Here is a 5,059-nt window from a genome sequence, read left to right as displayed (position 1 = left end):
GAAACTCTCCGTACGACCAGTTTAACCCTTCACCCAACCGGCGGCGTCCAGGATCGCCTCCGCCTTCTTCGGGTCATACCCGCGGACGGTCAAGGGGATGTCGCAGTACGGGACGTTCTTCGCGAAGAGCGTCTCGGCCGCCGCTTCCGTCCCGTGGAGGATCCCTTGGACGATCGCGTCGCGGTTGACGGCGTACTGAACCGCTTCACGCACGCGCAGGTCGGACGTGACCGGGCGCCCGGCGTTCACGAGAATTGCGCGGCTCGCGATCGGCACGGAGAGCGCCGTGCGGAGCTTCCCCGACTCGGTCAGCGCCGCGAAGGCGTCCCCCGTCAGCTGGTCGCCGTCGGCGCCGAAGACGAGGTCGATCTCACCCTTTTCCAACGCCATCAGCATCGTCTGCGGGTCGGGGATCACGTTCCAACGCACGGCGGCGATCGAGGGCTTCTCGCCCCAGTAGGCGTCGTTGCGCGCAAAGACCGCGTATTGGTCGAGCTTGTGCTCCTGAAGGACTCAGGGGCCGGTGCCGGCCAGACACGTCACGCCCGACTTCGTGCCGCCATCCTTCATGCAGGCGGGCGAAATGAAGCGGAAGGGGCGCGAGAGCCCGAGCTCGACCAACGTCGGGAAGTAGGCGTGCTTCATGCGAAGCCGCCAGGTGTGTTCGTCGACGACGTCGTTCCCCTCGATCTCGTTCACCATGTCGAGCCAGGCGTGGCGCGAGCGGTTCGCGAGCACGGCGTCGACGTTCGCCTTCACCGCGGCGGCGTCGAACGCCGTCCCGTCGGTGAACTTCACGTCTTTGCGGAGGTGAAAGACGTACGTGCGGCCGTCGTCCGAAATCTCCCAACGCTCTGCCAGCTTGGGCTTCACGCCCTCGGTCGTGTTCTCCACCAACGCTTCGAAGACCATCGCCTGCGCGGCCATCTCACCCAGATAGAGGTGCGGATTGATGTCGCGGATGTCCTTCATCGAGGCGTACTCAAGCGTGCCGGCGGAAGCGGGGGCGGCGGCCTCCTTCTTGGCGACGGCCGGTGCGGGCTCGTCCGAGCATCCCGTGAGCACGGCCCCCGAGAGCGCGAGGGCAGTGGCGAGCGTGAGGGCTGAGAGCGTCCTTGAGATCGGCATGCGTGTCTCCGGGAAGGTGGTGATGGTCGGGTGCGGCGACGTTGCGGCCAGCCGCCGGACAATTTCCGAAATCATACAATTTAGAAAATCTTCATACCGTCAAATCGGCGTCAACCTCAACTTCTGGAGGATGAAGAATTCGGGGATTTGAGCTGAAAGGCTGAGGGGGTTCCGCGCGGGCTCATGCCGAGTGCGGACGCGGGCTTCCGGCCGTGTTCAGCCTTCCGCGCTCTCGGAACGATCGGGACGCCTCAAGTCGAACCGCCCGGATGCCGCCGCCCAGAAGATGATCGACGCGACGCTCCCCCAGGGCGAGACGCGCGTTTTCAGCTCCCGCAGTTCCTTCGTCGTCATCTCGCGCCCGTAGACGACCCGCACGCCGTGGCGCACGCCGAAGTCTCCGATTGAGAGCACGTCGGGGCGGCCATAGGAGAAGATCATCAGCATCTCGGCGGTCCAAAGGCCCACGCCCGCAAAGGCCGTGAGCGCCGCGACCACCTCGGCGTCGGGCGCGCGGCGGAGGGCCTCGAGGTCGGTCTCGCCCGACGCCACCTTCACCGCGATCGCCCGCATCCAATCGGCCTTTTTGAGAGACATCCCGCAGGCGCGGAGCTCCTCTTCCGGGAGCGCCGCGACGGCCTCGGGCGTCACGGTGCCGACGCGCGCCGTCACCCGCGCCCAGACGGCCTCCTGGGCCTTGGTCGAGATCTGCTGCCCGACGATGTGCTTCATGAGGGACCGGAAGGGATCGGGCTCCATCGTGCGCTCGACGCGCCCGATCACGCGCACGGCGTGCGCGAGCTCGTCGTCAAGCGAAGCGAGGTGGTCCAACGCCTCGTCGGGGTACGGGAAGAAGACGGCCGTCAATCGTCAGCCCCCAGCTCCGGATGCCCCTCGATACCGAGGAGCATCGTCTTGGCGGCGAGCCCGCCGCCGTAGCCCGTGAGCTTCCCGTTCGTGCCCACCACCCGGTGGCATGGGATGATGATGGAGACGGGGTTCAGCCCCACCGCGCGGCCCACGGCCCGCGCGGCCGCGGGGGAACCGGCGGCCGCCGCCACCTCGGCGTAGCTCGCGAGCGCGCCGAAGGGAATCTGGCGGAGGGCTTCCCGCACGCGCTTTTCAAAATCCGTCCCGAAGATCTCCACCGGCACGGTGAAGGTCTGGAGGTCGCCTCTGAAGTAGGCCGAGAGCTCCTCGACCGCCTGCTTCACGACGGGGTCGGCCTCGTCGATCGAACAGGCCGGGGCCTCCACGAACCGGATCCGGGCGTTCAGGAACTTCCGCGTGATCTCCTCGCGGTGCATGCCCTCGGCCCAGTCGCAGAGGATGAGTTTTCCGTTCCTCGCGGCGAGGAGAAGCTCGCCCGCGGGGCTCGCCCAACGGCGGCAGGTGAGGACTTCAAAGGGAGGCTTCTTGTTCGGAATAGAGACGGCGGAAGTCATGAGCGCTCGGGTTGAAGAGGCAACTCCTTTCATTGTCGCTCAACCGGAGGCCTTCCAACTCGTCCGCGGATCCCCGTTTTCACGAACCTCCGGACCTTTCTCCTCCCCCGACTCCTCCGGCACCGCGCATCCTGCGGGAATGTCCTCATTGGTAGAAACCCAAGTTCGTGAGGTACCTCACGGACTTTTGCGGGCGTGCTCCTCAGAATGGATTTTTGACCACAGCGCGTGCCGGTCCGGGCACGGGAGATCGACCATTCCCCAAGACCACAAGCCCGAAGCCGGCCGCCCACCACACCCGAGTTTTTGGAGGAGAACACACCATGAAACTCAACCGTCGCCAGTTCCTCGGCTCCGCCGCTGCCGCCGCGGCCGTGACGAGCCCGATTCCGGCCGCGCTCGCCGCGGTCCAGCAGAAGAACGTCGACCTCATCATCATCGGCGGCGGCCTCGCCGGCCTCGCCGCCGCGAACGCCGCGGTGAACAAGGGCGTGAAGCCGCTCGTTCTCGAAAAGCTCCAGTTCCTGGGCGGCGCCGGCCTTTTCCCCGAAGGCTCTTTGGGCGTCAACACCCGCTACCAGAAAGAACACGGCATCAAGACCACCGTCCAGCAGGTTCTGGACGCGGCGCTTCAGTACCACCACTTCCGCTGCGATCCCGCCGTGCTGCGCGTCCTCATTGAAGAGTCCGAACGCACCATTAACGAAATCCAGGACATGGGCGTCGAATTCCGCGGCATCCGCACGATGTACGGTCCGGAAGAATCGCTCATGACGTGGCACCTCTTCGTGGGCGGCGCCGCTGAAGTGATCAAGCGCTTCGTCGACAACATCAAGGCCCGCGGCGGGGAACTCCTCACGCAGACCACCGCGCAGAAGCTGATCGTCGAAAACGACACCGTCTGCGGCGTCGAAGCCGTGAACGCCAAGGGCGACAAGCTTCTCATCCGCGCGAAGAAGGTGATCATCGCGACGGGCGGCTTCGCCGCGAACAAGGAAATGCTCGCGCAGCACGTCTTCGACTCGTCCGCACTCGGCATGGTCGAACCGATTTGGCTCCGCGGCCCGGTCGTCGACGGCCGTACGGGCGACGGCATCAAGATGGCGCAGTTGGTGGGTGCCGGCGTCGCCGGCATGCACACGGTGGCCGGCAACGCCCCGTACCTCCCGGACGTGCCCCCGATCAACCAGTTCTCGGGCCCGGATGAACTGAAGCAGGGCCGCTGCGCGCTCGCGCAGCCCTGGCTTTGGGTTGACCACACCGGCCGCCGCTTCTTCAATGAGTCCCGCGGCTCCGTCTTCGTCGACGTCTACAACGCGATGACGTCGGCGGGCGGCGTCCTCTACACGATCTTCGACCAGCAGAAGATGGACCAGATGGTCCAGAAGGGCGCGGTGCTCCCCTTCAACGCGATCGTGCTCGCCGGCGTGCCGCTCAAAGCGCTCCCGAAGACCTGGGAGATCGGGATGGAGCGCGGCTGGGCCTTCAAGGCCGACACGATCGAAGAGCTCGCGCAGCAGATCGGCGTGCCGCCTGAAAACCTTGTCGACACCATGAAGAAGGTCAACAAGTACGCCGAAGACGGCGTCGACCCGGACTTCGGCCGCAAGAAGGAGCACCTCGTCAAGTTCGACATGCAGAAGGGCCCCTACTACGCTCTGAAGGGCATCCGCGCCTTCTTCCTGACGTTGGGCGGCGTCACCGTCACGCCCAACTTCGAAGCGAAGAACCCGCAGGGCGACGTGATCCGCAACCTCTACGTCGTCGGCCAGGACATCGGCGGTCTCTACGACTCGTCCTACGACCTCCGCTGCGAAGGCTCCGCCTCGTCCTTTGCGATGACCTCGGGCCGCGTCGCGGCCGAGCACGCCATCAAGCAGATCGAGGAAGGGAAGTAAGCCTTCCGTGCAACCGACACCCGGAACCTCCGCCCGCAGACCTCCTCGCGGGCGGCGGATTCCGGTGGCGTTGGGACGGTGAGGCTCCGCCGGAGCCTCACCGAGCCCTTTGCCGAGCGGGGCGGGCTTGAGTTGAGTCTCAGGCTTCCCGGTCTCATGCATGCCGCGCCATGTCCCGTGCTCCCGGGGCGGCGCGGCTTTTTTCGACTTCAACGCCACCGATCTTCACGAATCCGTCGTCATCTCCAAGTCATCTTCTGCGTTTCCGCATCATCTCCCTGCTTTTCTCCGGAACGCCTGCGAAACACCTGCGACGCCCTCACCCCGTCGAGGTGATAATGGAAGGATCGGTACCGTTTTTGACGGCACCCCGCCCCACCCTTGCCCGACCGCGACCGCATGACTACGCCCGACCATTCCCGAGATCCCGCCCCGAAGCCCACGCCGCCCTCGGTCTACGCCGAGTGCCCCTGGCTCGTCCCGAAAGACGTTCCCGAGGTGGTCGCCTTCATCCGTGCGCACGGGACCGAGGTCGCCTTCCGGCGGGGCGAAGCGACGCCCTGAACTTCCCGGCGTTCCATCCACTCA

General features: G+C 65.8%; 4 protein-coding genes and 1 pseudogene. 2 read left to right on the top strand and 3 right to left on the bottom strand.

What is annotated here, in order from left to right; translation table 11 throughout:
- Positions 1-21: 21 nt before the first annotated feature.
- From HMPREF9440_RS11965 to HMPREF9440_RS06195, 3 genes and pseudogenes are all read right to left on the bottom strand, one after another.
- A pseudogene (locus HMPREF9440_RS11965) lies at positions 22-912 on the bottom strand (ABC transporter substrate-binding protein).
- 432 nt (positions 913-1,344) lie between these two features.
- Positions 1,345-1,995 (bottom strand): DNA-3-methyladenine glycosylase family protein, encoded by a 651-nt coding sequence (locus tag HMPREF9440_RS06200; RefSeq protein WP_008542547.1) that lies wholly within the window; start codon positions 1,993-1,995, stop codon positions 1,345-1,347.
- Complete coding sequence (locus HMPREF9440_RS06195) at positions 1,992-2,573, bottom strand: methylated-DNA--[protein]-cysteine S-methyltransferase (protein WP_008542546.1); 582 nt, start codon at positions 2,571-2,573, stop codon at positions 1,992-1,994. The genes HMPREF9440_RS06200 and HMPREF9440_RS06195 overlap by 4 nt, the downstream gene beginning before the upstream one ends.
- A 323-nt stretch (positions 2,574-2,896) precedes the next feature.
- On the opposite strand from HMPREF9440_RS06195, the gene HMPREF9440_RS06190 reads away from it, so the two are divergent.
- Both HMPREF9440_RS06190 and HMPREF9440_RS06185 read left to right on the top strand, forming a co-directional pair.
- Positions 2,897-4,471, top strand: a complete 1,575-nt coding sequence (locus HMPREF9440_RS06190; protein WP_008542544.1) for an FAD-dependent oxidoreductase — start codon at positions 2,897-2,899, stop codon at positions 4,469-4,471.
- Positions 4,472-4,870: 399 nt separating this feature from the next.
- On the top strand, positions 4,871-5,035 hold the full coding sequence (locus tag HMPREF9440_RS06185) for a hypothetical protein (RefSeq protein ID WP_157180697.1): 165 nt from the start codon (positions 4,871-4,873) through the stop codon (positions 5,033-5,035).
- The last annotated feature ends 24 nt before the right edge of the window (positions 5,036-5,059 follow it).

This window comes from Sutterella parvirubra YIT 11816 (assembly GCF_000250875.1).
GTDB lineage: Bacteria > Pseudomonadota > Gammaproteobacteria > Burkholderiales > Burkholderiaceae_F > Sutterella > Sutterella parvirubra.
The sequence above is the reverse complement of the archived record's forward strand: the minus strand, read 5'-3'. Positions and strand labels throughout refer to the sequence as shown.

Bases quoted from the DNA above. Each gene is read 5' to 3' on its own strand.
- HMPREF9440_RS06190 (WP_008542544.1), top strand. From the start codon at position 2,897: ATGAAACTCAACCGTCGCCAGTTCCTCGGCTCCGCCGCTGCCGCCGCG.
- HMPREF9440_RS06185 (WP_157180697.1), top strand. From the start codon at position 4,871: ATGACTACGCCCGACCATTCCCGAGATCCCGCCCCGAAGCCCACGCCG.
- HMPREF9440_RS06195 (WP_008542546.1), bottom strand. From the start codon at position 2,573: ATGACTTCCGCCGTCTCTATTCCGAACAAGAAGCCTCCCTTTGAAGTC.